This is a genomic window from Luteitalea sp., from assembly GCF_044337415.1.
Taxonomy (GTDB): Bacteria; Acidobacteriota; Vicinamibacteria; order Vicinamibacterales; family Vicinamibacteraceae; genus Luteitalea.
In genome coordinates this window covers 1-26,010 of sequence record NZ_JBIINP010000053.1, presented here as the reverse complement: position 1 = coordinate 26,010, position 26,010 = coordinate 1, and the positions used below count along the sequence as shown (strand labels likewise).

16 protein-coding genes and 2 tRNA genes are annotated in these 26,010 nt (G+C 71.0%); 12 read left to right on the top strand and 6 right to left on the bottom strand.

What is annotated here, in order from left to right; translation table 11 throughout:
* The 3 genes from ACIRDX_RS10585 to ACIRDX_RS10575 all read left to right on the top strand — a co-directional run.
* On the top strand, positions 1-1,031 hold a 1,031-nt coding region (locus tag ACIRDX_RS10585), incomplete at its 5' end, for a glycosyltransferase family 9 protein (RefSeq protein WP_396625387.1).
* Positions 1,028-1,561 (top strand): methyltransferase family protein, encoded by a 534-nt coding sequence (locus tag ACIRDX_RS10580; protein ID WP_396625386.1) that lies wholly within the window; start codon positions 1,028-1,030, stop codon positions 1,559-1,561. The genes ACIRDX_RS10585 and ACIRDX_RS10580, both read left to right, overlap by 4 nt.
* A gap of 307 nt (positions 1,562-1,868) precedes the next feature.
* A complete protein-coding gene (locus ACIRDX_RS10575) occupies positions 1,869-5,609 on the top strand; it encodes a carboxypeptidase regulatory-like domain-containing protein (protein WP_396625385.1) in 3,741 nt (1,246 codons plus the stop codon).
* Positions 5,610-6,275: 666 nt separating this feature from the next.
* Here ACIRDX_RS10575 and ACIRDX_RS10570 read toward each other — a convergent pair.
* The 3 genes from ACIRDX_RS10570 to ACIRDX_RS10560 form a co-directional block, all read right to left on the bottom strand.
* Positions 6,276-6,352 (bottom strand) — tRNA-Asp (locus ACIRDX_RS10570).
* A 96-nt stretch (positions 6,353-6,448) separates the two neighbouring features.
* Positions 6,449-6,524 (bottom strand) — tRNA-Val (locus ACIRDX_RS10565).
* Positions 6,525-6,646: 122 nt separating this feature from the next.
* Positions 6,647-7,810: a PepSY-associated TM helix domain-containing protein gene (locus ACIRDX_RS10560; RefSeq protein WP_396625384.1), complete on the bottom strand. Its 1,164-nt coding sequence runs from the start codon at positions 7,808-7,810 to the stop codon at positions 6,647-6,649.
* 142 nt (positions 7,811-7,952) lie between these two features.
* On the opposite strand from ACIRDX_RS10560, the gene ACIRDX_RS10555 reads away from it, so the two are divergent.
* Entirely contained in the window at positions 7,953-9,416 is a 1,464-nt protein-coding gene (locus ACIRDX_RS10555; RefSeq protein ID WP_396625383.1) for a nitronate monooxygenase, read from the top strand.
* An 85-nt stretch (positions 9,417-9,501) separates the two neighbouring features.
* Here ACIRDX_RS10555 and ACIRDX_RS10550 read toward each other — a convergent pair whose 3' ends face one another.
* Positions 9,502-10,041, bottom strand: a complete 540-nt coding sequence (locus tag ACIRDX_RS10550) for a DUF1697 domain-containing protein (RefSeq protein WP_396625382.1) — start codon at positions 10,039-10,041, stop codon at positions 9,502-9,504.
* A 200-nt stretch (positions 10,042-10,241) separates the two neighbouring features.
* Between ACIRDX_RS10550 and ACIRDX_RS10545 the strand changes: the two genes are divergently transcribed.
* From ACIRDX_RS10545 to ACIRDX_RS10530, 4 genes are read left to right on the top strand one after another with little or no spacing between them, the layout of a single operon-like run.
* Positions 10,242-10,718, top strand: a complete 477-nt coding sequence (locus ACIRDX_RS10545; RefSeq protein ID WP_396625381.1) for a hypothetical protein — start codon at positions 10,242-10,244, stop codon at positions 10,716-10,718.
* A gap of 1 nt (position 10,719) precedes the next feature.
* Entirely contained in the window at positions 10,720-11,244 is a 525-nt protein-coding gene (locus ACIRDX_RS10540; RefSeq protein ID WP_396625380.1) for a GNAT family N-acetyltransferase, read from the top strand.
* Between the two features lie 10 nt (positions 11,245-11,254).
* Entirely contained in the window at positions 11,255-12,739 is a 1,485-nt protein-coding gene (locus ACIRDX_RS10535) for a neutral/alkaline non-lysosomal ceramidase N-terminal domain-containing protein (RefSeq protein WP_396625379.1), read from the top strand.
* 53 nt (positions 12,740-12,792) lie between these two features.
* Entirely contained in the window at positions 12,793-15,735 is a 2,943-nt protein-coding gene (locus tag ACIRDX_RS10530; RefSeq protein WP_396625378.1) for a PVC-type heme-binding CxxCH protein, read from the top strand.
* Positions 15,736-15,810: 75 nt separating this feature from the next.
* Here ACIRDX_RS10530 and ACIRDX_RS10525 read toward each other — a convergent pair whose 3' ends face one another.
* Together ACIRDX_RS10525 and ACIRDX_RS10520 are read right to left on the bottom strand one after the other, a co-directional pair.
* Complete coding sequence (locus ACIRDX_RS10525; RefSeq protein WP_396625377.1) at positions 15,811-17,778, bottom strand: glycoside hydrolase family 127 protein; 1,968 nt, start codon at positions 17,776-17,778, stop codon at positions 15,811-15,813.
* Positions 17,779-17,824: 46 nt separating this feature from the next.
* On the bottom strand, positions 17,825-20,242 hold the full coding sequence (locus ACIRDX_RS10520) for a TonB-dependent receptor domain-containing protein (RefSeq protein WP_396625376.1): 2,418 nt from the start codon (positions 20,240-20,242) through the stop codon (positions 17,825-17,827).
* Between the two features lie 284 nt (positions 20,243-20,526).
* Between ACIRDX_RS10520 and ACIRDX_RS10515 the strand changes: the two genes are divergently transcribed.
* From ACIRDX_RS10515 to pdxA, 4 genes are all read left to right on the top strand, one after another.
* Entirely contained in the window at positions 20,527-22,935 is a 2,409-nt protein-coding gene (locus ACIRDX_RS10515) for a penicillin-binding protein 1A (protein ID WP_396625375.1), read from the top strand.
* A gap of 112 nt (positions 22,936-23,047) precedes the next feature.
* Positions 23,048-24,061: a DNA polymerase III subunit delta' gene (holB, locus tag ACIRDX_RS10510; RefSeq protein ID WP_396625374.1), complete on the top strand. Its 1,014-nt coding sequence runs from the start codon at positions 23,048-23,050 to the stop codon at positions 24,059-24,061.
* A gap of 3 nt (positions 24,062-24,064) precedes the next feature.
* The gene (locus ACIRDX_RS10505) at positions 24,065-24,841 is read left to right on the top strand and encodes a stage 0 sporulation family protein (RefSeq protein ID WP_396625373.1); all 777 of its coding nucleotides are present in this window, start codon (positions 24,065-24,067) and stop codon (positions 24,839-24,841) included.
* Between the two features lie 10 nt (positions 24,842-24,851).
* Positions 24,852-25,766 carry a 4-hydroxythreonine-4-phosphate dehydrogenase PdxA gene (gene pdxA / locus ACIRDX_RS10500; protein WP_396625372.1) on the top strand — a complete coding sequence of 305 codons (915 nt, stop codon included), beginning with the start codon at positions 24,852-24,854 and terminating at the stop codon, positions 25,764-25,766.
* Positions 25,767-26,010: the final 244 nt, after the last annotated feature.

The window sequence follows — 26,010 nt, the reverse complement described above, 5'->3', positions numbered from 1 at the left end:
GATCACTCCACCCGCGACATCGTCGCCCGCCTGCAGTGACCTCGTTCCTCCTCGTGCGACTCGGCGCGCTCGGCGACATCGTGCACGCCATGCCGGTGGTGGCGGCGCTGCGCGCGGCCCATCCCGCCGCGCGCATCGGCTGGGTGGTGCACCCGCGCTTCGTGCCGCTCGTGCAGGTGGTGCAGGGCGTCGACCGGATCCACGCACTCGACCGTCGGACAGGCGCCGGCGCGATCGCCGAGATCCGTCGTGCCCGCTACGACGTGTGCCTCGACCTGCAGGGCCTGCTGAAGTCGGCCGCCGTGGCGCGTCTCAGCGGCGCGAGCCGCGTGATCGGCTTCTCGCGACAATGGTTGCGCGAGCCGGCGGCGAGCCTGGCCTACACTGAGGTCGGCGGCGACGGATCCGGCCACGTGATCGACAAGAACCTGTCGCTGCTCGCGCGGCTCGGCATCGATGCCGGTCCGCCGCGCTTCTCCCTGACCATCCCCGAGACGCCGGCCGTGCCGTGCACGCGACAGATCCTGCACCTGGGCGCCGAGGCGCCGTTCGCGCTGATCAACCCCGGCGCGGCGTGGTCCAACAAGCGGTGGCCGGCCGAGCGCTTCGGGGCCCTCGCGCGGCTGCTCCGCGACCGCCACGGCCTGCGCAGCGCGATCCTGTGGGGGCCAGACGAGGCGACGCTCGCGGCAGAGGTGGCGCGAGCGAGCGCTGGCGCGGCCGCAATGGCCCCGCAGACGACGATGGTGGAGATGCTGGCGTTGGCGCGTGCGGCGCGCGTGGTGGTCTCGGGCGACACGGGGCCGCTGCACCTGGCGGCGGCGGCCGGGACGCCGGTCGTCGGCCTGTTCGGGCCGACACCGCCGTCGCGCAACGGGCCGTGGGATCCGCGCGATCGCGTGGTTTCGGCCCACGCGAACTGCACGTGTGTGTTCAAGCGGCAGTGCTCGTCGTCGACGTGGTGCCTCGAGGGCCTCGACGTCGACGCGGTCGCGGCGGCCGTGGACGCCCGGTTGGCGGTGGCGGCATGAGTGGGGGGCAGGCTGCGCCGTCGTCGCCACGCGCCGGGTTCGCGCGCTGGCGCGTGCCCCTCGGCTTCGCGGCCGTGTGGCTCGTGCTGTGGCTGGCCAGGCCGACCCCGGCGACGCTGATGGTGGGCTTGCCGATCGCGCTGCTGGGGCAGGCGCTGCGCATCTGGGCGGCCGGGCACCTCGAGAAGAGTCGCGAGGTGACGTCGTCCGGGCCGTACCGCATCACGCGGCATCCGCTCTACGCCGGGTCGACGCTGATGGGGGTGGGGCTGGCGGTGGCGTCTGGGCACTGGGCGGTGGCCGTGATTGTCGGCGTGTACCTGGCGGCGACGCTGTGGGCGGCCATCCGGACCGAGGAAGCCTACCTGCGGGCGACGTTCGGGGCGACCTACGACCGGTACTCGGCGGGCCAGCTGCCGTCGGTGTCGCGCCGGTTCAGCGTGGAGCGCGCGCTGCGCAACAAGGAGTACCGGGCGCCGCTCGGCCTGCTGGCGGTGAGCCTGTTCCTGGTGTGGCGGGCGATCGGGTGATGAGAGACGGGCGCCGCCGCCGCTGACCGTTCGTCACAAATATCCTCTCGCTTTGGCCCGCAAAGGCGATGGGTCGCCCGGTCTTTCCTTGACTTGAAGGCCGAGCGGTCGCATTCTCTCGGGTAATCCGGTCGGGGTGCGTCTTCCATTGGGAGACGGCACCCGTCGATGCGTTCGCGACTCCCGTCGCGGATCCGATCGACATTTCTTCCCCGGGCCCGCGTCTCCCACATGACGCGCGCGCGGGGTTTTTGCAGTTTCTGCTCGCAGGAGGTGGATAGTGAGGGGTTCTCTCTCCAGGCTCGTCATGAGCCTGCTGACTGCCGTGGCGCTGTTGGCGTCCCCGGCGGTTGCGGCGGCCCAGACGGGCACGTCGTCGTTGTCCGGCGTGGTCACCGACGATCAGAAGGGCACGGTGCCTGGCGCGACGGTCACGATCACCAGCGCCAGCACGGGCGCGACGCGCGAAGCGGTGTCGGGCGAGAACGGCTCGTATCAGTTCCTCGCCGTCCCGCCGGGCGTCTACACGGTCAAGGCGTCGTTGACGGGGTTCAAGACCACCGTCATCGAGAAGGTGCAGTTGAGCACCGACTCGTCGCAGCGCCTCGACGTGTCGCTGTCGGTCGGTGGCATCGAGGAGAGCGTGCAGGTGCTCGCCGAGGCGCCGGCCATCAACACCACGGACGCGAGCCTTGGCAACGTGATCAAGGAGGCCCAGATCATGGGCCTGCCGCTCGAGGCGCGTAACCCGGTCGGCCTGCTCTCGCTGCAGGCGGGTGTCGTGTACATCCCGCGCAACAACCCCGAGACGACGGTCGACCCGCGCTACGGCTCCGTGTCGGGCGCGCGCGCCGACCAGAGCAACGTGACGCTCGACGGTGTGGACGTGAACGACGGCCAGAACCAGAGCGCCTTCACCTCGGTGCTGCGCGTGACGCTCGACTCGGTGCAGGAGTTCCGCGTGACGACCAGCTCGTACGGCGCCGACGGCGGCCGTTCGTCCGGTCCGCAGGTCTCGCTGGTCACCAAGAGCGGCACCAACAACCTCCGTGGCGCCGGCTACTACGTGAACCGCGACACGCAGTTCTCGTCCAACGAGTACTTCAACAAGCTGTCGCAGCTCAAGGCAGGGAGGGAGAGCCAGGCGCCGCTGCTGAACAAGAACATCTACGGCGGCTCGGTGGGGGGCCCGATCCTCAAGGATCGTCTCTTCTACTTCGGCAACTTCGAGGGCCTGCGCGAGAAGCGCGAGAGCGTGGTCGAGCGCGCGGTCCCGTCGGCGGCGATGCGTGACGGCGTGCTCACCTACCGCTGCGCGGTGGCCTCGGCCTGCCCCGGCGGTCCCGTGCGGGGCTTCTCGAACACGCACAACATCCCGGCGGGCTTCTACGGCATGAACCCGGCGGAGTTCCGCCGCGTCGACCCGACCGGCATCGGCGCGAGCACGCTGGCGTCGCAGTACTGGCAGCAGTACCCGCTGCCGAACTTCGACGGCCGCGACGCCTACAACATCATGGGCTACCGCTTCACGTCGCCCATCGAGAACGAGTTCAACACGATCATCGCCCGCGGCGACTACCGCATCAGCGGCGCTCAGTCGTTGTTCGCGCGCTTCAACAAGCAGGACGACGCCATCGTCGGCGTGCAGCAGTTCTCGGGCCTGGCGCCGAACACCACCCGCGAGGTCAAGAACTGGGGCTTCGGCAGCGGTCACGACTGGGTGCTCGGCGGCAACATGGTCAACACGCTGCGCGTCGGCTACACCAAGATCGACGACGTCACGCTCGGCCTGCAGCAGGCGAGCGCCACGGTGTTCCGCTTCATGGACAACTTCGAGGCGCTCACGTCGACCAACGGCCGCCAGCTCGGCACCTGGAACGTGACCAACGACTTCTCGTGGGTGAAGGGGAACCACACGCTCAAGGTGGGCACGAACCTGCGCTTCCTCCGCAACGACACGTTCACGAACGCGAGCTCGTTCTTCGGCGGTACCGCCAACGGCTCCTGGGTGACGGGTGTCGGGCGTCGGTACATGCCCGGCGGCGCCTGCCCGGCGCCGGCTGACTGCTCGGGCCTGCCCGCCGTCGCCTCGACGGCCCAGGCCACGTACGCCGACTCGTTCATCAACATGCTCGGCGCGATCACGCAGACGACGGCCCGGTACAACTACACGGTCGACGGCCAGGTGATCCCGGAGGGCGCGCCGCTGCCGCGCCTGTTCGTGGCCAACGAGTACGAGTTCTACGTGCAGGACCAGTGGCGCGTGAGCGACAACTTCACGCTGACGGGCGGCCTCCGCTACAGCCTGTTCCCGCCGGTGTACGAGGGACGCGGGCAGCAGGTGGTGCCGAACGTGAACATGGGTGAATGGGTGGCGACGCGCCAGTCCAACATGCAGCGCGGCATCCCGGCCAGCCAGGACGCGCTCATCTCGTTCATCCCGGGCGGCCCGGAGAACGGCGGACCCGACTGGTACCAGTACGACAAGAACAACTGGGCGCCGCGCGTCAGCTTCGCCTGGACGCTCAACCCGAAGACGTCGATCCGCGGCGGCTACTTCCTGGTGTACGACCGCATCGGCTCGGGTCTGGCCACCCAGTTCAACAACGTCGGCTCGTTCGGTCTCGCGACCGTGCTGAGCAGCCCGGTCAACACCAACAACGAGACGAACCCGGCGATTCGCTTCCAGGGCATCAACGTGATCCCGGCGACGTACCCGGCTGCGCCGCCGGCGTCGTTCCCGGCCACGCCGCCGACCCGCTCGGGCACGATCACCTCGGCGATCGACCAGAACCTGCGCACGCCGTACTCGCACGCCTACAACCTGACCTTCAGCCGTGACCTCGGCCGCAACTACTCGATCGACGTCGCGTACGTGGGCCGCCAGGGGCGCAACCTGCTGATCCGGCGCGACGCCGCCATGCCGTCCAACCTCGTCGATCCGAAGTCGGGGATGGACTACTTCACGGCGGCCAACCTCCTGATCACCCGCGCCAACGCGGGCGGCGTGGGCAGCGTGGCGCCGATTCCGTACTGGGAGAACATGTTCCCGGGTGCGGCCAACGCCACGCAGTCGGCCACGCAGGCCATGGCGGCGGCGTTCCTCGCCAACGGACCCGACTGGATCACGGCGCTGTGGGAGGCCGACCAGTTCTGCTTCCCGGCCTGCGCGAGCACCGGGCGGTTCTCGTTCTTCAACCAGCAGTACGACTCGCTCGCGGTTCAGAGCTCGCTGGCCAAGTCTGGCTACAACTCGATGCAGGTCGCCCTGCGCCGCCGCTTCAGCGACGGCTACCAGTTCGACTTCAACTACACCTACGCGGTGGCCAAGGACCACGGCTCGTCGGTCGAGCGCGGCGCCTCCTTCGGCAACTTCAGCGCCGGCGGCTACTCGGGCTTCCTCGTCAACTCGTGGGATCCCGACCAGCAGTACTCCTACGCCGACTTCGACGTGCGTCACCAGATCAACGTCAACGGCCTCTACGAGCTGCCGTTCGGCCAGGGCAAGAAGTGGGGCACCAACGCCAACGGCTTCGTGAACGCGCTGATCGGCGACTGGTCGGTGTCGGGCATCTACCGCTGGACCAGCGGCTTCCCGTTCAACGTCTACAACTGCCGCTCGTGCTGGGCCACCAACTGGAACATCCAGGGCAACGCGGTCCTCGTGAACCCGGATCGCCTGCCCCCGATGCAGACGACGCCGAACGCCGTTGGCGGGCAGCCCAGCCCCTGGGAGAACGCCACCGAGGCGCTCACCTACTTCCAGCGCGCCACGCCCGGCCAGTCCGGCGTGCGCAACCTGTTCCGCGGTGACGGCTACTTCGGCATCGACGCCAGCATCGGCAAGGCGTTCCGCATGCCGTTCGGCCACCGCCTGATGTTCCGGTGGGACGTGTTCAACCTCACCAACAGCGTGCGGTTCGACACGGCATCGCTCGACATGTTCCCGGACATCGCCGCATCCTTCGGCCGCTACAACGGCACGCTGGCGGGCTGCGACGGCGCCGCGAACCGTTGTATGCAGCTCAACCTCCGCTACGAATTCTAGGAACCGTGCGGTAGGGCAGTCTTCGAGCCGGACGCTTGCACACGCAGGCGTCCGGCTCGAACTGTTTCAGGGCCAAGGGAAGAAGAGCAGAAGAGTAGAAGAGCAGAAGGCAGAGCGGGAAGGGGGAAGGCAAGAAGGGGCGGAAGGGTCGGAAGGACGAAGGCCGCTGGGCCACGAAGTGCGCGGACGCCGTGCGCCAGACAATCCGGAGGCTGTCTCGAGCGAAACGCGCGGTTCGCAGCCGTCGGCCACGGCCAACGGTGTTGCGGGAGGGGGACCAAGGCCTGAGGCGGAGGATCTCTCGAGCGGCCGGCAGTTCGTAGCCGTCGGCCATGGCCGACGGTCAGTGGTCGTCGCAGAAGCCGTAGCTGTGGACACCGCCGGACAAGTCCGGCGGCTACGGACGGCCGCGGAGCCCAGGGCCTGAGCACGTCGGCCCCGGCACGACCAAGACGAAGTTGCGGGAGTGGCGGGGTCGACGGGGCTCGAGCCCGAGGGCGAGCCGCCGGCGGAGCCCAGGGCCTGAGCACGTCGGCCCCGGCACGACCAAAACGAAGTTGCGGGAGTGGCGAGTCGCGCTGGGGCTCGAGCCCGAGGGCGAGCCGGAGGCGGAGCCCCGGGCCTGAGCACGTCGACCCTGGCACGACCAAAACGAAGTTGCGGGAGTGGCGGGGTCGACGGGGCTCGAACCCGCGGCCTCCGGCGTGACAGGCCGGCGCTCTAACCGACTGAGCTACGACCCCGCAAAGTTGTGTGTCGAGCAGCTGTACCTGCTGGCCTACGCCCGGGAGACACCCGGCTTGCCAGCCAGGGTGCTCACGTGCCCTCAGCGCGGAGGCTGGTGGGCGGTACAGGACTCGAACCTGTGACAGCCGGTGTGTAAGACCGGTGCTCTACCAACTGAGCTAACCGCCCTTCCTCCCAGCCGTGCCGACGCCTCTGGAGGCGCCCGTGCCGCGTCAGCTGCCCGCGACAACCCATCGAGTATACACGGCCCGACCGTCGTCTCGTCAAGCCTGCCGCGTGGTCACCGCTCGTCAGGCGCGTCCGGCCCTGGCCGTCCCGCGTCGCCGCCGCGGGACGATCACTCGGTTCCACCACATCAGTCCCCCGGTGATCGCCAGCGCGGCCGGCGCAAGCCCCAGCAGCGCCCATGCGGCATGCACCACGGGGCCGCCGAAGTGCCCGGTATGCAGGGGCGGCAGCCACTCGACGACCGCATCGCCGCGTGTCCGGACTCCACCATCCCGCCGTACCTCGAGCACCTGGCCCGAGTAGCGATCCGCGAAGGTCATGGTTGCGTCGCGCCCCGGGGATTCGGGCTCCGCGGAGGCCACGAGGACGTACCGCGATCGCGCGCCTCCGGGCAGGTCCACCCGCACCCAGGGCCGCTCGGGCTCGGCCGCGCGCACGCGCGCCACGAGCGCGTCGAGGTCCACGGTCGGCCCAGTTCCGGCTGGCTCGGTACTCCGCGGCGCCGGACGCCGGGTGAGCGGCGAAAACCGCCCGACGACATCACGGTAGGCCTGCGGCCATGTGAAGTACGCGCCGGTCACCGACAGGAGCAGCACGGGCAGGAGGAGCCACGCACCGAGCGCGTGATGCAGGTCGAACACCACCCGCTTCCAGCCGGCGCCCCAGTCGACGCGCAGGGCCCGGCTCACGCGGCCGCGCCCCGGCCACCAGACCACGAGGCCCGTGAGGGCGAGCACCACCAGCAACCCTCCGCCGACGCCATTGGCGACGCGGCCCGAGCGCCCCGAGAAGAAGTTGGAGTGCAGCCGCTCGATCCAGCCGATCACGGCGCCGCGGGCCTGCACCGGAGGCGACACGGCTCCCGTCAGCGGGTGGACGAACACCACGCGGTACTGGGTCTGGTCGAGCAGGCCGACGATGTGGGCCTGCCAGGGCTGCGCTGGCACGTGCACGTTCAGGAGCGTGCGACCGGGCAGCGCCTGCCCGACGAGCGCCACGGCCTGCCCCGCGGTGACCACCGAGCGGCCCTCGACCGACGCCGGCGCCACGGCGCGCCAGTCGGCGTGGGCCCGCGCGCCGAGCGTCGCGCCGTAGACGAGAATCGATCCGCTCACGCTGATCGCGACCGCATACGCTGCAAGGGCGAGTCCTGCCCACAGGTGCACCTGGAAGAGGGCGCGTCGCAGGCGACCTCGTGGCGGCCTGAGCGGAAGCGGATCGGGCACGGCGCGACTCTATCAGCCCCGGCCTCGATCGCGGAACGGCCGAGATCGGTCAGCCCGGAGCGCTGGCCGCACGGTTGCTGTGCGCGTGGTTTTCGGTATGCCCTGCCTCCGTCCTGCCTCTTTGCACTACCATCGATCCGTAATGGGTGACGCGACTCCGGAGACGACCGACACGACGCGCGACCGACTGCCAGCGCTGATCCAGGGCGGCATGGGCGTGGCGATTTCCGACTGGCACCTCGCGCGGGCGGTGGCGTCGGCGGGCGGCCTCGGCGTGGTCTCGGGCACCGCGCTCGACCAGGTGATGGTGCGACGCCTGCAGGATGGCGATCCCGGTGGGCACATGCGCGCGGCCTTCGACGCCTTCCCGCTGCCCGACCTCGCGGAGCGTGTGTGGGCCCGCTACCACATCGAGGGCGGCAAGGCGCCGAAGCAGTCCTACGCGAAGCTGCCGATGCAGGCGCAGGTCAACAGCGCCGAACTCGAGCAGCTCTGCGTGCTGGCCAACTTCGCCGAGGTCTGGCTCGCGCGCCAGGGACACGACAACCCGGTCGGGATCAACTACCTCGAGAAGATCCAGATCCCTCACCTCCCCTCGATTTACGGCGCACTCCTCGGCGGCGTCAGCTTCGTGCTGATGGGCGCGGGCATCCCGCTGAAGATTCCCGGGGCCATCGACGCCCTCGCGCGACACGAACCCGCCACGTACCCGCTGGCCATCGCCGGCGCCCAACCCGGCGACGACAATCTCGTGCGCTTCGACCCGGCCAGCATCATGGGCGACCTGCGGCCGCCCCTGTACCGCCCACGCTTCCTCGCCATCGTCGGCTCGTCCACGCTGGCCCTGACGTTGCTGCGCAAGGCCAACGGCAAGGTGGACGGGTTCATCATCGAGGGGCCGACGGCGGGCGGCCACAATGCGCCGCCGCGCGGCAAACTGCAGCTGAACGACGAGGGCGAGCCCATCTACGGCGATCGCGATCGCGTCGACCTGGCCGCGTTCCGCGAGTTCGGCGTGCCGTTCTGGCTGGCGGGGGGCTACGGCTCTCCCGAGGGGCTGCGCGCGGCACAGGCCGAAGGCGCCACGGGCGTGCAGGTGGGCACGGCGTTCGCCCTGTGTGAGGACTCGGGCTTGCGTCCCGACTACCGGGCCGCGGTCATCAGCTACGTGCGCGACTCGGCCACGCGCGTCAAGACCGACCCGCTCGCCTCGCCAACGGGTTTTCCCTTCAAGGTGGCCCAGTTGCCCGACACCGTGTCGGTGGACGAGGTCTATGCGGCGCGGCCCCGCATCTGCGATCTCGGCTACCTGCGCGAGCCGTACCGGACCGATGACGGCACGGTCGGGTATCGCTGCGCCTCCGAGCCCGTGTCGCTCTTTGTCTCCAAGGGCGGCGACGTGAAGGACACGGTCGGCCGCAAGTGCATCTGCAACGCGCTCATGGCGACTGCGGGCTTCCCCCAGGTGCGGGCAGGCAAGCACGTCGAGGCGGGCATCGTGACCTCGGGGGACGCGCTCACGGAGATCGAGCGATTCCTGCCCGAGGGGGCTGAAGGCTACCGCGCAGCCGACGTCGTGCGCGCGCTGCTCGGGCCGTCGGCTTAGCAGCTTGCTGGAGAACGCCGCCCTGTAATTCAGAACCCTGAATTCTGAACGACCGGGCGGAACTGTTCAGCGCCCCGTTAGTTCTTCAGCCGCCCTGCGCGAGGGCGGCCAGCTTCTGCACGGTGGCCCAGTTGCGCGTCGTGCCCTGATCCCCGAGGACGCGCCCCACGGCCTCGATCGCGGCGCTCTCGAGAATGCCCCTCGGACTCCACAGGTAGGCCGCGTGGGTCCCGACGGCCAGTGCCTCGTCCGGCCAGTCCTTCGCCGCCAGGGGACGCAGGTCCGCGAGGCGCTGCCCGTCCTGCACGAAGGCCACCAGCAGCCGTGCGGGGTCCGTGGCCTGCGCGGCCAGCGCGTTCTCCGCCACCACCGTCGCCAGCGTGGCGGCAGACAGCACCACCACGTTGGCGTGGAACCCTGCCGTCTCCTCGACAGCTCGCACCAGCCGTGCGGCCACGCGGTCGGCACGCTCGGGCTTGCCGCGGAACACCACGTTGCCGCTGTTGAGCAGCGTGCGGGCGTCCGTGTAGCCGGCGTCCTCCACGAGGCGCCGCAGGTCGGCCATCGCCAGGCGCTTCGCCTTGCCGACGTTGATCCCCCGCAGCAGCCCGATCCACGTCGTCATGCGAGCAGCGCCTCCAGCGCGATGATTCCGACCGTCGTCACGAGGTGGTGGTGCACCGCGACGCGACCCCGGTCGGTCGGGCATGCGGGCGGTCGCACGGCATCTTACGGCAGCCTTGCCGCCGAGTCGCGCCCCGGGGGCACCGGCAATTCTGCAGGGCTGACTGGGCTGTCCCACCCGCCTGACGTACCATCGAGGGGATGGCTGCCATCTATCCGTTCCTGCTCTTCCTGCACGCCCTGACGCGTTGGTTCGTCGTTCTCGGCGGTGTCTGGCTCGTGCTCTCGGCGCTCGGCTCTCTCGGCCGCGGTGGTTCCGGCGACGTGGCGCCGGTCCGCACGCCGTGGAAGGCCTACATGGGCAGCATCCACCTGCAGCTGCTGCTGGGCATCGTCCTGCTGTTCGTGAGCCCGCTCGCGCAGGCCTCGTTCGGCGACATGGGCACGGCGATGAAGGTGCGCCCGATGCGCTTCTTCGTGGTCGAGCACACCACGATGATGCTGGTGGCGCTGGTGGTGGCGCAGGTGGGCAGCCTGAAGTCCCGCAGGGCCATCACCTCGGCCGCGGCCGCCCGCACGAGCCTGATCTTCGGTGGCCTGTCGCTGCTGTTGATCCTGGCGGCGATTCCCTGGCCGTTCATGGGCGAGATCGCGCGCCCCTGGCTGCGCAGCTGGTGAGATGAGCTGGGCGATCCGGCCGGCCGGGCCCGGCGACGCCGGGATGCTGGCCACGTTCGGGTGGCGCGTGTTCGTGGAGACCTACGGCCACGGCGTCGGCAGCGCCCAGATGCAGGCCTATCTCTCGGAGCACTACACGCCCGACGCCACCGCCAGGGTGCTCGCCGACCCCGACGTGCACACGCTGGTGGTGACCGGCGCGTCGTCCGAGGACTGGTTCGGCTACGCGCAGATCCGTCGGGCCCCGGTCCCCGAGTGCGTGCCCGAGCGGGCGGCGCTGCAGATCTGGCGCTTCTACGTCGACCGGCCCTGGCACGGCCGCGGCGTGGCCGCCGCGCTGATGGCGGCGTGCCTGGAGGCCGTGCGCGAGCAGGGCGCGCCTGCCGCGTGGCTCATGGTGTGGGAGCACAACGCCCGCGCCCTGGCGTTCTATCGCAAGCACGGGTTCGACGTCGTCGGGCAGGAGATCTTCCGGCTCGCGAGCGAGGAGCACATCGATCCCGTGCTCGTGCGCACCTTGCAGTAGACTCCGCGCCATGCGGTTCCGTCCGATCGCGTTCCTGTCGTGCGTCCTCCTCCTGTCGGTCGCGCCAGGCCGTGCCGTGTCCGCGGCGCAGTCGCCCGAGCCACGCCTGCGGGCCGGCGCCGCCACCAGCAACATCACCCCCGCGCTCGGCGGCGACATCGTCGGCGGCTGGGCGCCGATGACCGCCACCGACGTGCACGATGAACTGCATGCGCGCTGCCTCGTCCTCGACGATGGCCAGGGGCGCCTGGCGATCGTGGTGGTCGACAGCCTGGGTGTTCCGCGACACGTGGTCGATCGTGCCCGGGCGCTGGCGACGGCGCACACGGGCATTCCCGCCGAGCGCATCCTCGTCAGCGCCACGCACACGCATTCGGCGACGTCGGCGCTCGGCCAGCGGTGGTCGCCGGCCGAGTACGAGCAGGCGCCCGCGCTGGACCCCTATCAGGACTTCCTGGCGACGCGCATCGCCGACGGCATCCGTCGCGCCGTCGCCAACCTCCGACCGGCCCAGATCGCCTGGGGACGCGGCGCGCTGCCCGACGAGGTCTTCAATCGCCGCTGGCACATGAAGCCGGGGCCGCACATGCGCAACCCGTTCGGTGGCACCGATCGCGTGCAGATGAACCCGCCGATCGGCAGCCCTGACCTCATCGAGCCCGCTGGTCCGACCGACCCCGAGATCGCCGTGCTCGCCGTGCGCGGCGTCGACGGGCATCCCATCGCCGTGCTCGCCAACTACTCGCTGCACTACGTCGGCGGCGTGCCGCAAGGCCACGTGTCGGCCGACTACTTCGGCGTGTTCGCGCGCGTGCTGGCCCGGATGCTCGGGGAGGACCGCGCCGACTCCACGTTCGTGCCGATGCTCTCCAACGGCACCAGCGGCGACATCAACAACGTCGACCTGCGTGGCGGCCAGCCGAAGCTGCCGCCCTACGAGCGGATGACGCGGGTGGCCACACGGGTCGCCGCCGAGGTGTCGCAGGCCCTGCCGCACCTCACCTGGCGCGACCACGTGTCGCTCGCCTCCACGCAGCGGGTGCTCACGCTGCGCCGACGGCCGATCACGCCGGAACTGCGCGCCTGGGCGCGCGAGGCGCTGGCACGCCCGGCAGACGCCGCACGTCATCCTCGCGAGCGCATCTACGCCGAGCGGGTCGAAGGGAGCAGCGCCGCGCCTGCCACGCTCGACGTCGTGCTGCAGGCGCACCGCATCGGCGACCTCGCCATCACCACGTTCCCGTTCGAGGTCTTCGCGGAGATCGGGCTCGAGATCAAGGCCCGCACGCCCTTCGGCCAGACGTTCACGACGTCGCTGGCCAATGGGTCCGAGGGCTACCTGCCGACCGAGCCACAGCACGCGTTGGGCGGCTACGAGACCTGGCTCGGCACCAACCGCGTGCAGCTCGACGCCGCCCGCATGATGACCGACGCCCTGCTCGCAATGCTCGCCGAGTTGAAGGCGCAGGCATCTGCGTCCCCCGTGACTCGATGACCACGCGCGGCCGATTTCGGACGGGTGCGATCGCTGCGGCAATCACCGCGGCGGTGGGTGCCGGGACCTTGCGCATGGACGCGCAGGCGCCAGCCGGCATCGACGACCGTCGGGCGCTCGCACCGGACGCGGCGCTCGCCTCGTTCGTCATCGAACCTGGCTACCGGATCGATCTCGTGGCGGCGGAGCCGCTCGTGCAGAGCCCGGTGGCGATCGCCTTCGACGAGCGCGGTCGGCTCTTCGTCGTCGAGAATCGGGGCTACCCCGATCCGCTGGAGGGCGAGCCCGCCGCACCGGCACGAGGCGTGGTCGCGCGGCTCACCGACACCGACGGCGACGGCCGCTTCGACGCGCGCACCGAGTTCGCGACCGGCCTCACGTACCCGAACGGCATCATGCCGTGGGACGGTGGCGTGTTCGTGACGGTCGCGCCAGACCTGCTGTACCTCAAGGACACCGACGATGATGGCGTGGCCGACGTGCGTCGTGTGGTGCTCACCGGCTTCAACGCGACCCGCACGGCACAGATTCGCTTCAGCCACCCGACGCTCGGCCCGGATGGCTGGATCTACTTCACCAGCGGACTCAACGGCGGCCGCGTCACCAGTCCCGCGCATCCCGATCGGCCGCCCGTCGTGTTCTCGACCAGCGACTCGCGGTACCACCCCGTGACGGGCGTCTTCGAAGTCGTCGGCGGGCAGGGCCAGTACGGCCTCACGTTCGACGATGAGGGGCATCGCTTCATCTGCGCGAACCGGCATCCCGTGTGGCAGGTGGTCCTCGAGCCATGGCACCTGCAGCGGAATCGCCACCTGGCGTTCTCGGAGACGGTGCAGGAGGTCTCCACGGTGGGCGCCGAGGCGGCCGTGTGGCCGCTCACGCGCGACCTCACCACGGCATCGTTCCACCCCACGCTGATGGCGACGCCGCACGCCGGTACGTTCACCTCGGCCAGCGGCGTGCACGTGCATCGCGGCAACGCGTTGCCGGAGGGACACGCCGGCAGCGTCTTCGTCGCCGAGTCGGCGCAAAACCTCGTGCAGCGGCAGGTCCGGACCGATGTCGGCGCGTCCTTCCGCTCGCGCCCCGCTCGCGATGGGCAGGAGTTCCTCGCCTCGCGCGACAGCTGGTTCCGGCCGGTGCACCTGTCGACCGGCCCCGACGGCGCGTTGTACGTGGTCGACATGTACCGCAAGGACATCGATCACCCTGCCTACGTGCCCGAGGGCAGCCGTCGGCTCTTCGACTTCACCGCCGGGCGCGACCGCGGACGCATCTACCGGGTGGCCGCCGCTGGGGCGGCGCCGCGCGGGGCGGGGCCCGGTCTGGCCGAGGCGTCCACCCTCGACCTCGTGTCGCGACTCGGCGATGCCAACGGCTGGATGCGCGACACGGCGCAGCGCTTGCTGGTCGAGCGGCGGGACCGTGAGGCGTTACCGGCGTTGCGAGGCGCCGTTCGCGACGGCACCCTGCAGGCGCGTCTGCACGCGCTCTGGACGCTCGACGTGCTCGGCGCCCTCGACGACGACACGCTGCTCGAGGCGATGCGCGCAGGGGCTCCGGGTGTCCGCGAGAACGCCGTGCGCCTGGCCGAGACTCGCGTGGTGGCGGGCGGGGCCGTCCTCGATGCGGTCCTGGCCCTGGTCGACGATCCGGCGCCGCGCGTGCGACTCCGCGTCGCACTCGCCCTCGGCAGTTCACGGGACGCGCGAGCGGTGGCGGCACTGGCGGCCATCGCCCGGCGCGACGGCGCCGACCGCTGGACGCGTGCGGCCGTGTTCAGCGGCATCGGCGAGCGTGCTGCGGCGTTCCTCGACGCGTGGGCGTCCGGCGCCGCGGAGCCCCCGCCGTCGCCGGCTGCGCGTGCTGCGGTGATGCAGGATCTCGGGCGCCTCTACGGCGCGGCCGCCACGCGCGACGAGGCGCTCGCGTTCGTGCATCGCGTGGCCGACCCGGGTGCGGAACTGTCGTGGCAGCCCGCGGCCCTGGCCGGTCTGGCCCAGGGCCTGCGAGGGCGTGGTCTCGCGTCCGGCGCGGCGGGCTCGTCGGCGCTGCTCGACCTGGTCGCGGGCGACACGCCGTTGGCCACCGAGGCTCGAGGGAGGCTGGCGATTCAGGTGGAGCGGGCGACCGAACTGGCCCGACTCGACGCCGCGCCCGTGGAGCAGCGGGTGCCGGCCATCGACCTGCTGGGCCACGCCGGGGCGACGAGCGCGGCGCCGCTGCTCACGTTGCTGGCTCCCTCGCAGCCGGTGGCCGTGCAGACGGCCGCGGTCCGCGCCATCGCTCAGGTAGGCACCATCGATGCCGTGGCGGGTCTCGTCGATCGTGCGCGCTGGCAGGCGTACTCACCGCGCCTCCGCGATGCCGTGCTCACGACCCTGCTGGCCGACGACCGCTTCGTGGGCGTGCTGCTCGATGGAGTGGCCGCCGGTGTCGTCGGGGGCGGCGCCATCGGACCGGCACGGGCGCGCCGGCTATCGGCGCACCGCGACCCCGCCGTGGCCGCGCGGGCGCGGGCCCTGCTCGGCGACGTCGAGGCAGGCACCGGCATGCCCGCGTACGCACGCCTCAAGGATGAGGTGACCGCGCGTGCCGGTGATGTGGCCCGTGGCGGGCCCGTCTTCGACGCGCAGTGCGCGGCTTGCCATACGTTCCGTGGACGTGGCGGTCGGGTGGGTCCCGACCTCAGTGGCATCCGCAACCAGCCCGCCGAGGCGCTGCTGCTGCACGTGGTGGTGCCCGACTACGAGATCACGCCCGGCTACGAGTCCTACACGGTGCAGCTCCGCGACGGACGCACGCTCGTCGGGCGCGTGGAGTCGGAGACGGGCGGCAGCCTCACGTTGCGCGATGCCGCCGGCGAGGCGCACGCGGTGCTCCGCGCCGACCTCGTGTCGCTGGCAGCGTCGCCAGGCTCGTTGATGCCTGCCACGTTCGGCGAGGTCCTGCCGCCGCGCGCGCTGGCCGACCTGATCGCGTATCTCAAGCAGTAGCAGGGAAGGCTGCAGCCTTCAGGCGGCAGGCGACGGTCATGTCTGACGGGTAGCCTGTGGCCTGCAGCCTGTCGCCTACTTCCTCGTGATCCACACCGCCATTGCCTGCGGCTCGCGGTTGGCCCACGCGTAGTAGGGAATGAAGGTGAGGGGCACGGGCGTGCGCGCGATCGGCAGCGCGGCCGACGAGGGTCGGTACAGCGGAATGCCGCCGTCTGGCAGGACGGCGCCGGCGTGGGTGAGCACCGTGACTCCGCCGAGGAGGTCCGCCCGTTCCTCCACGCCCCAGGTGCCCTGCCCGGTGATCACGAGTTGCGCGAGCGGACTGGGGGTCGGCTGGTCCTGCTGCTCCATCGCATACACGAGCGGACCGCGCTGCACGGCGACGCGCCCCGTGTTCTCCCGCACCTGCGGGTGCGCTGCGACTTCCTGCACGGTCATGTCGAGCGACACGCGGACGCGGTCGCCGGGGGCCCAGTCCCGCGTGATGGCCACGTAGTGTCCGGCGTCGACACGGCTGGCCACGGGACTGCCGTTCACCGTGACGGCCGAGGAGGACGACCAGCCGGGGATGCGGATGCGCAGGGCGAAGCGCGTGCGCGACGCGGGCGAGACGGTGACGTCGACGTCGCCGGCCCACGGGTAGCGGGTCTGCTGCCGCACCTCGATCGGCGTGCCGTCCTCGAGGCGCCACCGCAGCGTCGACGGATGGAAGAAGTGGACGTACAGGCCGTCGGCGGCGGTGGAGTACAGGTAGCCGGGGAGCGCCGCGAGCGTGCGCTGCAGGTTTGGCGGGCAGCACGTCGTGTCGTACCAGGGATTGCGAATCGGCTCGCCGCGGGACTCGAGCGGGTTGCGGTAGCAGTACAGCGTCCCGTCGAGCGACATCCCCGAGTTCACGCCGTTGTAGAGCGCGCGTTCCATCACGTCGGCGTACCGGGCCTCGCCCGTGATGAGCAGCAGCCGCCAGTTGAGCAGCATGTTGCCGATGGCGGCGCAGCTCTCGCCGTACGCCTGGGTATTGGGCAATTCGTAGGGATCGCCGAACGTCTCGCCCTGCGCGCGCGAGCCCACGCCCCCGGTCACGTACATCTTCGTGCCCGTGAGGTCGTCCCAGAGGCGCTGGAGCGTGGCCAGGTACGCCGCGTCGCCCGTCTCCATGTAGTAGTCGGCCGCGCCCACCGACGCGTACATCGCCCGGACCGCGTGGCCCTCGTAGTGCGTGCGCGTGGTGAACGGCACGCCGCTGAAGGTGTACGCCACGTCGCGCGGCCGGAGCTTCAGACGCGCGGCCTCGTTGCCGCCGAGCAGGTAGCCCGCGAACTCGAGGTACTTCCGCTCGCCCGTCGTGCGGTAGAGCTCGATCATCGCGAGCTCGAGTTCGGGGTGGCCGGTGAACAGCGGGTCCTTGTCCGGGCCGAAGCGCGCGACGAAGGAATCGGCCATCTTCCGCCCCACGTCGAGCAGGCGCGTGTCGCCGTCGGCGCGGTAGCGGGCGATGCCCGCCTGCAGGAGGTGGCCGAGGCAGTACTCTTCGTGACCGGTCACCTGCTCGGTGAAGCGGCGGCTCGCGCGGTCGCCCGTCCAGTAGGTGTTGACGTAGCCCGAGGCCTCCTGCGCGCGAGCGATGTCCTCAGAGAGGCGGCCCAGCGTCGCGCGCCATGTCGCGTCGTCGCGCGACTGCAGCGCGATGGCGGCGGCCTCCATCCACTTGTAGAGGTCGGAGTCGGTGAACAGCGGTCCCCGGCGCGGCGCGGTCGAGGTGCCGCCGAGGCGCCGGAAGTTGTCGACGATGCCCTTCTGCTCGAAGAGCGCGAGGAGCGTGGGGATGCTGCGCTCGACATTGGCGCGCATGCGTCCGCTCCAGAAACCCTCGTCCATCGTCACGGCCCGCACCGGCACGTCGTGCAGGCGGGCGTGGGGCGAGCGTCGCGTGTGCACGAGCCCCTGCTCCCGCCAGGGCGGTGCGGGGGCTTGCGCTCGCAGCGCGAGGCTGCCGAGCGCGGTGAGCACGCAGAGCGAGAGGAGGACGGGAAGGCGCATGGGCGCCTTCATTAGAAATGAGGATCGGAAAAACCCGAAGCCAGCCTCAGAAGGTCACCCGCACACCCACCTGCACCAGCCGCGGCATGGTGGGCAGGATGCCGCGTGACCGATCGACGATCGCGGTGACGTCGCCGAGGTTCTTGACGGTGCCGAACAGCGTGAGCGGCAGCCGCGAGAGGCGATAGTTGACGCTCGCATTCCAGAGCGTCATCGCGGGGATGAGGCCGCGCTGGCCATCGGGGGTGGGCAGCACCGTGTTCAGGTCGTCGGCGTACTGCTCACCCACCCGCTGCGCCTCTACCATGAGGTCGAGGCCGCTCGCGTTGGCGTAGCCGAGGGTGGTGGTCAACGTCTGGGCCGGCGCGTACGGCAGGCGGTTGCCCGACACGCTCACGCCCGAGAAGCCGGGGATGTTGCTGGTACGGACGCCGGTGAACCGCGCGACGGGCAGCCAGGTCCACGCCGCGCGCACGTACACGTTGTGTGACGTGGAGCGCAGTGTCGCCGCGTCGAACCGGCCCGCCATCTCCAGGCCCTGGTGCAGCGTCTCGCCGCCGTTGGTCAGCACGGCGCCGACCCCGCCGGCCAGGCTCGCCGGCACGAGCTGGTTCTGGTAGTCCATGCGGAAGAACGTGGCGTCGAGGCTGAGACCGGGCACCAACCGCGTGCGCGCGCCTGCTTCGTAGTTCCAGCTCAACTCGGGGTCCAGCTCCACGACGCCGCCCGCGTTCGTGATGACGTCCTCGACGCGCGGCGGCGCGAAACCCCGGTGGATACCGCCGAACAGCGTGTAGCGGTCGCCGGCCCCGTAGGCCACGCCGACGCCGGGCACGGCCTGCGTCAGGGATGTCGCACCACCCAGGCCGGCTCCGTCGTTCGCGAGCCGGTTGGTGCGCGCAAAGCGCACGTGCTCCACGCGCAGGCCAGGCGTGACCGTCAGGTTGCCGAGGAGGACGCGGTGCTGGACGAATGCGGCGTACGCGTCGGCGTCGCGCACGTTGCTCTCCACCAGCCGCCCCGTACGGCTGATCGGCGTGTCGCCGTTCTCCTGGCGGCGATCCTGGTGCTCCGTGTGCAGCCGCACGCCGAGGTCGGTCTCCTGGCGGACCCCGAACAGCGCGTGGTCGACGCGCAGGCGCGGCTCGACGCCCACGGTGTAGTAGGCGCGGAGTCGGCCCTCGTTGCCGCACGTCGTCAGCAGGTTCTCCATGCCGCCGCACAGCGGGTCGGCTGCGTCGTTGGGGCGTTGCGCGGAGTTGCTGGACTGGCGCCACCAGTCGCGATCGAACCACGAGGCGTAGGCGGTGGTGCTCAGCACGGCGCGGGGCGAGAGGACGACGGCATGCGTGGCCGACGTGCCGGTGCGCCAGCCGTCGAAGCGATCGTTGGCGAACGGATTCCCGCGGGGGGCGGCCTCCCACTCGGCCTGCCGCAGGCCCGAGTAGGTGATGTTGGACGTCTCGACGTAGTGGCTGCCGCGCACCGTGAGCACCTGCGACGGGGTGAGCATGACGACGGCCTTGCCCGTGACGTCATGCAGCGACGAGTGCGTGTTGTCGCGGGCCCCCTCGCCCATGCGTCGCATGTAGCTGCCGAGCAGGCCCACCGGGCCACGCCTGGTGCCGACGGTGCCGTAGCCATTGAAGAACTCGCGAGTGCCACCCTCGAGGGTCATCGTGCCCGACGTCTGCTGCGGCGGCATGGGCGTGACGTAGTTGATCACCCCGCCCACGGTGGAGGGGCCGTAGGCGATCTGTGCCGAGCCCTTCAGCACCTCGATGCTCTCGATGCGCTCGAGCGGCGGGTGGTAGTACGCCGCGTTGTCGCCATAGGGAGCGTAGGTCAGCGGCACACCGTCCTCGAGCAGGAGCACCTTGGTCGAGCGCGTGGGATTCAGGCCGCGGATGCCGATGTTGGGCCGGAGGCCGAAGCCCTCCTCGTCGCGCACGTTCACGCCGCTGATCTTGCGTAGCGCCTCGTTGACACTGAATGGGTGCGAACTGGCCAGTGTGTCGGCGTCGACCACTTCAAGCGACCCGGGCATCCGGCGCAGTTCCTCGGGCATGCCCGCGATGCGCGTCGCGAAGACGGTGACCTCCTCGCTCACGGTGGCCGGCGCGAGCTCGAGTCGCACCGCGGTGGGGGATCCCCCGTCGATGATGACCTCGCGTGTCACTCGCGCGAACCCCGGCAGGTCCACCGACACTCGATAGATGCCGGCCGGGAGTCCGTCGGTCCGGAAGCGCCCCTCGCGGTCGGCCTGCACGAGGGCCACCAGGGCGGGAGCCTCGCCGTCCCGCACGCGGCGTACCTCGACCGCCGCGCCGGCCAGCACGACGCCCGTGGCATCGACGACGAGGCCGGTCAGCGTCGGGGACGTCGCCACGGTTGCTTGGCGGGCGAGGGACGGCAGCGGGGCAGTGGTGAGCAGGAGCAGGCCGAGCACGACCTGGGAATGCAAGGAGGTCCGTTGGATCTTCATGGGGCGTGGTTCAAATGAGACGGAGTCTCACTCTCTGGCAACACCTTAATCGGCGACTTTGTTGGTCGTCAATAGAATTCGGACATCAATGGTCGTATTTCGTTGCAGAGGCACCGAACGGTCGGGAATTCGGCCCGTCGCCGTCGCGCCGCGTGCGGCGGGACGCGCCGAGGGGTGATCACCCTCGGCATCGCGGTATGCCGGCACTCGTATGGGGCCTGCGGGCGGCCTGGCCCGCCCGTTTCGGGTACGCTGGAGCGCGGATGGCGATGACGACCCGATTGCTGGCGTGGCTCGGTGGGCAGCACCCCGGCCGCCTGGGCCGCTGGCTGCTGGCGCGGCCGCGCGCCCTCGCGTGGACGCTGGCGGGACTGTCGCTGGCCGCCTGGGTCGCCTTCGCGGGGGGGCTGGCGTTCGCCTGGGACATCCGTCGCTCGCTGCCCGACCGCCGTGCCTTGTCGTCGGTGGGCGACATGGCGCAGGCGACCACGCTCTACGACCAGGGCGACGAGCCGGTGTTCACCATCTTCAAGGAACAGCGCATCGAGGTGCCGCTCGAGAAGATCGGCAAGACGATGCGCGAGGCCGTCGTCTCGGTCGAGGACCAGCGCTTCTACCAGCACAACGGGATCGACCTGGTGCGCATCGGTGCGGCCGTCGTCGCCAACGCGCGCGCCGGCGAACGGGCGCAGGGCGGCAGCACGATCACGCAGCAGCTCGCCCGCATGTCGTTCCTCAACCGGAAGAAGACGTACACGCGCAAGATCAAGGAAGCCTTCGCGGCGCTGCTGATCGAGCGCACCTACACCAAGGACGAAATCCTCGCGCTGTACCTGAACAAGGCCTACTTCGGCGACGGGTACCACGGCGTCGAGGCGGCCTCCCTGGGCTTCCTCGGCAAGCACGCCGACGAACTCGACGTGCCCGAGGCCGCGCTCATCGCCGGGCTCATCCAGTCGCCGTCGGCCTACGCGCCGACGATCAACATGGAGAAGGCGATCGCGCGGCGCAACATCGTGCTGCTGATGATGCTCGACAACGGCGTCATCGACCGCCAGGCCCACGACAAGGCACGCCGGGCGCGCGTGCGTCTCGAGAACCGCCTCCGACGCGACGAGCCGTACGGGCTCTACTTCAAGGAGCAGGTCCGGCGCGAACTCGTCGACCGCTTCGGCTGGCAGCGCGTGTCGGAGGGCGGCCTCAAGGTCTACACGACCATCGACCGCACCCTCCAGCAGCAGGCCGAGGCGATCGTCGAGCGGCGCCTCACCGAGGTCGAGCGGCGCCGCGGGTATCCGCACGGCACGCGCGCGAAGATCACCATCGACGAGGACGTCGCGCCACCGTACCTGCAGGCGGCCGTCGTGGTGATCGACCCGCGCACCGGCGCGGTGCGCGCGCAGGTCGGTGGGCGGAACTTCCGCGAGAGCCGCTTCAACCGCGCCGTGCAGGCGCGACGGCAGTCCGGCTCGGCCTTCAAGCCCATCGTCTACGCTGCGGCCGTCGAGCAGGGCCAGTCGCCCGGCTCGGTCGTGTCCAACCTCAACGACCCGATCAACACGCCGCAGGGCGACTACGTGCCCGAGGACGAGCACTCCGGCGCCAACAGCATGACGCTGCGCACCGCGCTGCGTACCTCGAGCAACCGCGCCGCCGTCCAGTTGCTGCGCACCGTCGGGATCCCCGAGGCGGTCAAGACGGCGCAGGATCTCTCGCTCGGACGCATGCCGGCCGTGCCGTCGATGGCGCTCGGCGCCGGTGAGGTGACGCTGCAGTCGCTCACCGCGGCCTACGCGTCCTTCGCAGCCGAGGGCGTGCTGCACGAGCCCTACCTGATCCGGCGGGTGGAGGACCAGGACGGCAACGTCCTCTACGCCACCGAGGCGAAGGAACGGCGCGTGTTCAAGCCGGAGACGGCCTTCCTCGTCACCAGCATGCTGGCCGACGTGATCAACTCGGGCACCGGGTGGCGCGCGCGCGCCGAGGGCTTCCGGCTGCCGGCGGCCGGCAAGACGGGCACGACCAACGACTACCACGACGTGTGGTTCGTCGGGTACACGCCGACCACCGTCACGGGCGTGTGGATGGGCTTCGACCAGCCGCGCGAGATCATCGCCAACGGCTACGCGGGCGAACTGGCCGTGCCGCTGTGGGCCAGCGTGATGGCCGTGGCCACCAATGGCGACGAGCCGGAGGCCTTCAAGCGCCCCGACGGCATCGTCGGCGCCACGATCTGCCGCATCAGCGGCAAGCGGGCCGTGGACGGGTGCTCGCAGGTGCCGGTCGAGGGCGACGATGGGGCCGTCGAGATTCGATCGATGGCCTACACCGAGTACTTCCGGAAGGGCACCGAGCCACAGGACGAATGCGAGGAGCACCAGGGGGCCGGTTTCCTCGACAAGCTCGCCGGGTTCTTCGGCAAGGACAACGACCTCAAGCCGGTCTCCGCCGAGCAGGCCGGCCTGCCGCCGGCGAGCATCCCGCGCGACATCCCGGCACCCCCGCCCGATCGCGTCGAGGCGCCCGATGCCCCCGCCCGCGCGGCCGAGCCACGGGCCGACGCCCGGGACGAGGCACCCAAGGTCGAGGAGGCGCCCAAGGACGAGAAGAAGCGCGGCTTCTGGGGTCGGCTGTTCGGCCGCCGCGACAAGGCGGAGAAGAAAGAGCCGTAGCGCGGACCGGGGACCGGGGACCGGGTACGGGGTACGGGGTACGGGGTACCGGGTGACAGCTCGCGAGGCCCCGAGTCACCCGCACGCTCCCTATCGCCAGTAGAATCGACTGATGCGGCTCGGTGATGTCCTCGGCCATGCGCAACCGCGCGCGCTGCTCCTGCGCGCCGTCGTGGCGCGCAGCGTGCCGCAGAGCCTGCTGTTCGACGGCCCCGAGGGCATCGGCAAGCGCGCGACCGCGCTCGCCCTCGCCGCGGCCATCAACTGCCAGCAGCCCGGCATGGACGGCGACGCCTGTGGCACCTGCTCGTCGTGCAAGCGCATCGCGCGCGCCCAGCATCCCGACATCGTGTCGCTCGCGCCCAACGAGAAGGGCTCCATCACCGTGGAGATGGCGCGCGACGTGATCGGGCAGGCCAGCTACCGGCCGTTCGAGGCGCGTCGCCGCGTGGTGGTGATCGACGAGGCCGACGCGCTGTTGCCGCCGGCCCAGAACGCCCTGTTGAAGACGCTCGAGGAGCCGCCGCCCTCGTCCATGTTCGTGCTGATCTCGGCACGCCCCGACTCCCTGCTCGAGACCGTGCGCTCGCGCTGCCCGCGGGTGCGGTTCGGTCGCCTTGGCGCCGCCGATCTGGCCGAGGTGCTCGTGCGGCACTGCGGGGTGGCCCGGGCCGAGGCGCCGGGGCTCGCGGCAATGGGCGACGGCAGCGTGGCGCGCGCGCTGGCGCAGGACACCGGCGAACTCGTCGAGGCGCGCACGGCGGCCCTCGCGTTGCTGCACGGGGTCGCCGGCCGCCCGCCGGCCTCGGCCCGGCTCAAGCTGGCGCAGCAGCTCGCCGAGGTGCCGAAGAAGCGGGGGGGCGGATCGGACCGCGAGGTGCTCGCCCGCCGGCTCGAGGCGCTGTCGCTCCTGGTGCGCGACCTCGGCGCCGTCACCTCGCCTGGCGAGGCGCGCGGAGCCGTCCTCGCCAACCCGGACCTGGAGCGCGACCTGGCCGCGCTCGCACGACAGTTCGACACGGGCCGCGTGCTCGCGGCCTTCTCCTCGGTCGAGCAGGCGCGTCGGTCGCTCGATCGCTACCAGGCCGCCAAGGTCGTCGCCGACTGGCTCGCCTGCGAGATGTAAGCGATGAGCGACACGATCACGCCCCGTGTGCCGCCCACGGCCAGCGTCCGCTTCGTCCCGGCGGGGCGTCGCCGGTCGTTCCTGCTGCCCGACCTGCCGCTCGACACGCCCCTGGCGGCGGGCGACCGCGTGGTGGTGCAGGACGGCGAGCATGCCGCGATTGGCGCCGTGGTTGCCGATCCGCCTGCCGTGGCCGAACGACGGGCGTCGGCGGAGGGGCATGCCCGCATCGTGCGCCGGGCCACCCACGAGGACGTCGCGCGGCGGCTCCAGCAGCAGCACAAGGAGCAGGAGGCGTTCACCTACTGCCAGATGAGGGTCCGCGAGCGGGGCCTCGACATGAAGCTGACCCGCGTCGAGCACGCCTTCGATGGGTCGAAGCTCCTCTTCTACTACACGGCCGAGCACCGCGTGGACTTCCGCGAGCTGGTGCGGGACCTCGCGTCCGCGTTCCACATGCGCATCGAGATGCGGCAGATCGGGGTGCGCGATGAAGCGCGCCTGCTCGGCGGCTACGGGCCGTGCGGGCGGCCGCTCTGCTGCACCACCTGGCTCACTTCCTTCGAGCCCGTGTCGATCAAGATGGCCAAGCAGCAGGGCCTCAGCCTCAACCCGTCCAAGCTCGCGGGCGTGTGCGGGCGGCTGAAGTGCTGCCTCCGGTACGAGCTGCCCAACGCCAAGGGGGAGACGCGCGCCGGGTGCGCGCAGGAGGGCTCATGCGGTGGGCAGTGCGGTGGCGATGGGGCGTGCGGCCGCGATGGCTGCGGGTGCGGGAAGTGAGGGGCGGCGCATGATCTCCAGCCGCAGGGTTCGCGATGCCGGGCCGAAGCCCCGCGTCGCCATCACCGTCGGCGATCCCGCCGGCATCGGTCCCGAGATCGCCCTCGCCGCCGCCGCCTCGCGCGAGGTCCGCGCCGTGTGCGAACCGGTGCTGTACGGGCCGCACACGACGGAGGCGCTCGCCGCGTTCACCGCAGGGCAGGTCAGCGCCGCAGCCGGGCAGGCCTCCTACGACGCCGTGGTGGACGCCGTCCGCGACGCGCAGGCCGGCCTGGTGCAGGCCATCGCCACCGGGCCGGTGCACAAGGAAGCCTTCGCGGCCTGCGGCCTGCCGTGGAAGGGCCACACGGACCTGCTCGGCCACCTCACCGGCAGCCCGCAGGTCGCGATGATGTTCCACTCGGAGCCCCTGCGCGTCGTCCTCGCCACCGTGCACGTGCCGCTCGCCGACGTGCCGCGCCTGCTCACCCGCGATCTCGTCGAGTCCATCGTCACGCTGACGGCCAGGAGCCTGCCCGCCTTCGGTTACGCGACGCCACGCATCGGCCTGGCCGGGCTCAACCCGCACGCCGGCGAGCACGGGCTGATGGGGCACGAGGACGATGACGTCCTGGCGCCTGCCGTGGCGGCCTGCCGGGCGCGTGGCATCGACGTGCAGGGCCCGTTTCCGGGCGACACCGTGTTCCTGCGCGCCACGCGCGGCGCCTTCGACGTGGTGGTGGCCTGCTACCATGACCAGGGCCTGATCCCGGTCAAGCTGCTGGCGTTCGGCCAGTCCGTGAACGTCACCCTCGGGCTCCCGATCATCCGGACCTCGGTCGACCACGGCACCGCATTCGACATCGCCAGGCAGGGCACGGCCGACGCGTCGAGCATGGTCAGTGCCGTCACGCTGGCGGCCCGGCTTGCTGCCGCACGGCACTGACGGCTCAAGGCTCGAGGCTCAAGGCTCAGAGAGCATTGGGCCTCAAGAGCGGTGAGGGGTGATGCCGTTGCTCGCGGCACGCGTGACACCCTCCCCTCCCGAGACTCAGTATGCTTTCTGAGCCCTGAGCCCTGAGCCCTGAGCCCTGAGCCCCGAGCCTTCAACCATGGCCACCCACCAGACCTCCCAGCCCAAGACGACGCCCAAGCCGGCGGAGAAGACGCCGCGGTTGCTGGCCGACAAC

Bases quoted from the DNA above. Each gene is read 5' to 3' on its own strand.
- ACIRDX_RS10580 (WP_396625386.1), top strand. From the start codon at position 1,028: ATGAGTGGGGGGCAGGCTGCGCCGTCGTCGCCACGCGCCGGGTTCGCG.
- ACIRDX_RS10575 (WP_396625385.1), top strand. From the start codon at position 1,869: ATGAGCCTGCTGACTGCCGTGGCGCTGTTGGCGTCCCCGGCGGTTGCG.
- ACIRDX_RS10555 (WP_396625383.1), top strand. From the start codon at position 7,953: ATGGGTGACGCGACTCCGGAGACGACCGACACGACGCGCGACCGACTG.
- ACIRDX_RS10550 (WP_396625382.1), bottom strand. From the start codon at position 10,041: ATGACGACGTGGATCGGGCTGCTGCGGGGGATCAACGTCGGCAAGGCG.
- ACIRDX_RS10545 (WP_396625381.1), top strand. From the start codon at position 10,242: ATGGCTGCCATCTATCCGTTCCTGCTCTTCCTGCACGCCCTGACGCGT.
- ACIRDX_RS10540 (WP_396625380.1), top strand. From the start codon at position 10,720: ATGAGCTGGGCGATCCGGCCGGCCGGGCCCGGCGACGCCGGGATGCTG.
- ACIRDX_RS10535 (WP_396625379.1), top strand. From the start codon at position 11,255: ATGCGGTTCCGTCCGATCGCGTTCCTGTCGTGCGTCCTCCTCCTGTCG.
- ACIRDX_RS10525 (WP_396625377.1), bottom strand. From the start codon at position 17,778: ATGCGCCTTCCCGTCCTCCTCTCGCTCTGCGTGCTCACCGCGCTCGGC.
- ACIRDX_RS10515 (WP_396625375.1), top strand. From the start codon at position 20,527: ATGGCGATGACGACCCGATTGCTGGCGTGGCTCGGTGGGCAGCACCCC.
- holB (WP_396625374.1), top strand. From the start codon at position 23,048: ATGCGGCTCGGTGATGTCCTCGGCCATGCGCAACCGCGCGCGCTGCTC.
- ACIRDX_RS10505 (WP_396625373.1), top strand. From the start codon at position 24,065: ATGAGCGACACGATCACGCCCCGTGTGCCGCCCACGGCCAGCGTCCGC.
- pdxA (WP_396625372.1), top strand. From the start codon at position 24,852: ATGATCTCCAGCCGCAGGGTTCGCGATGCCGGGCCGAAGCCCCGCGTC.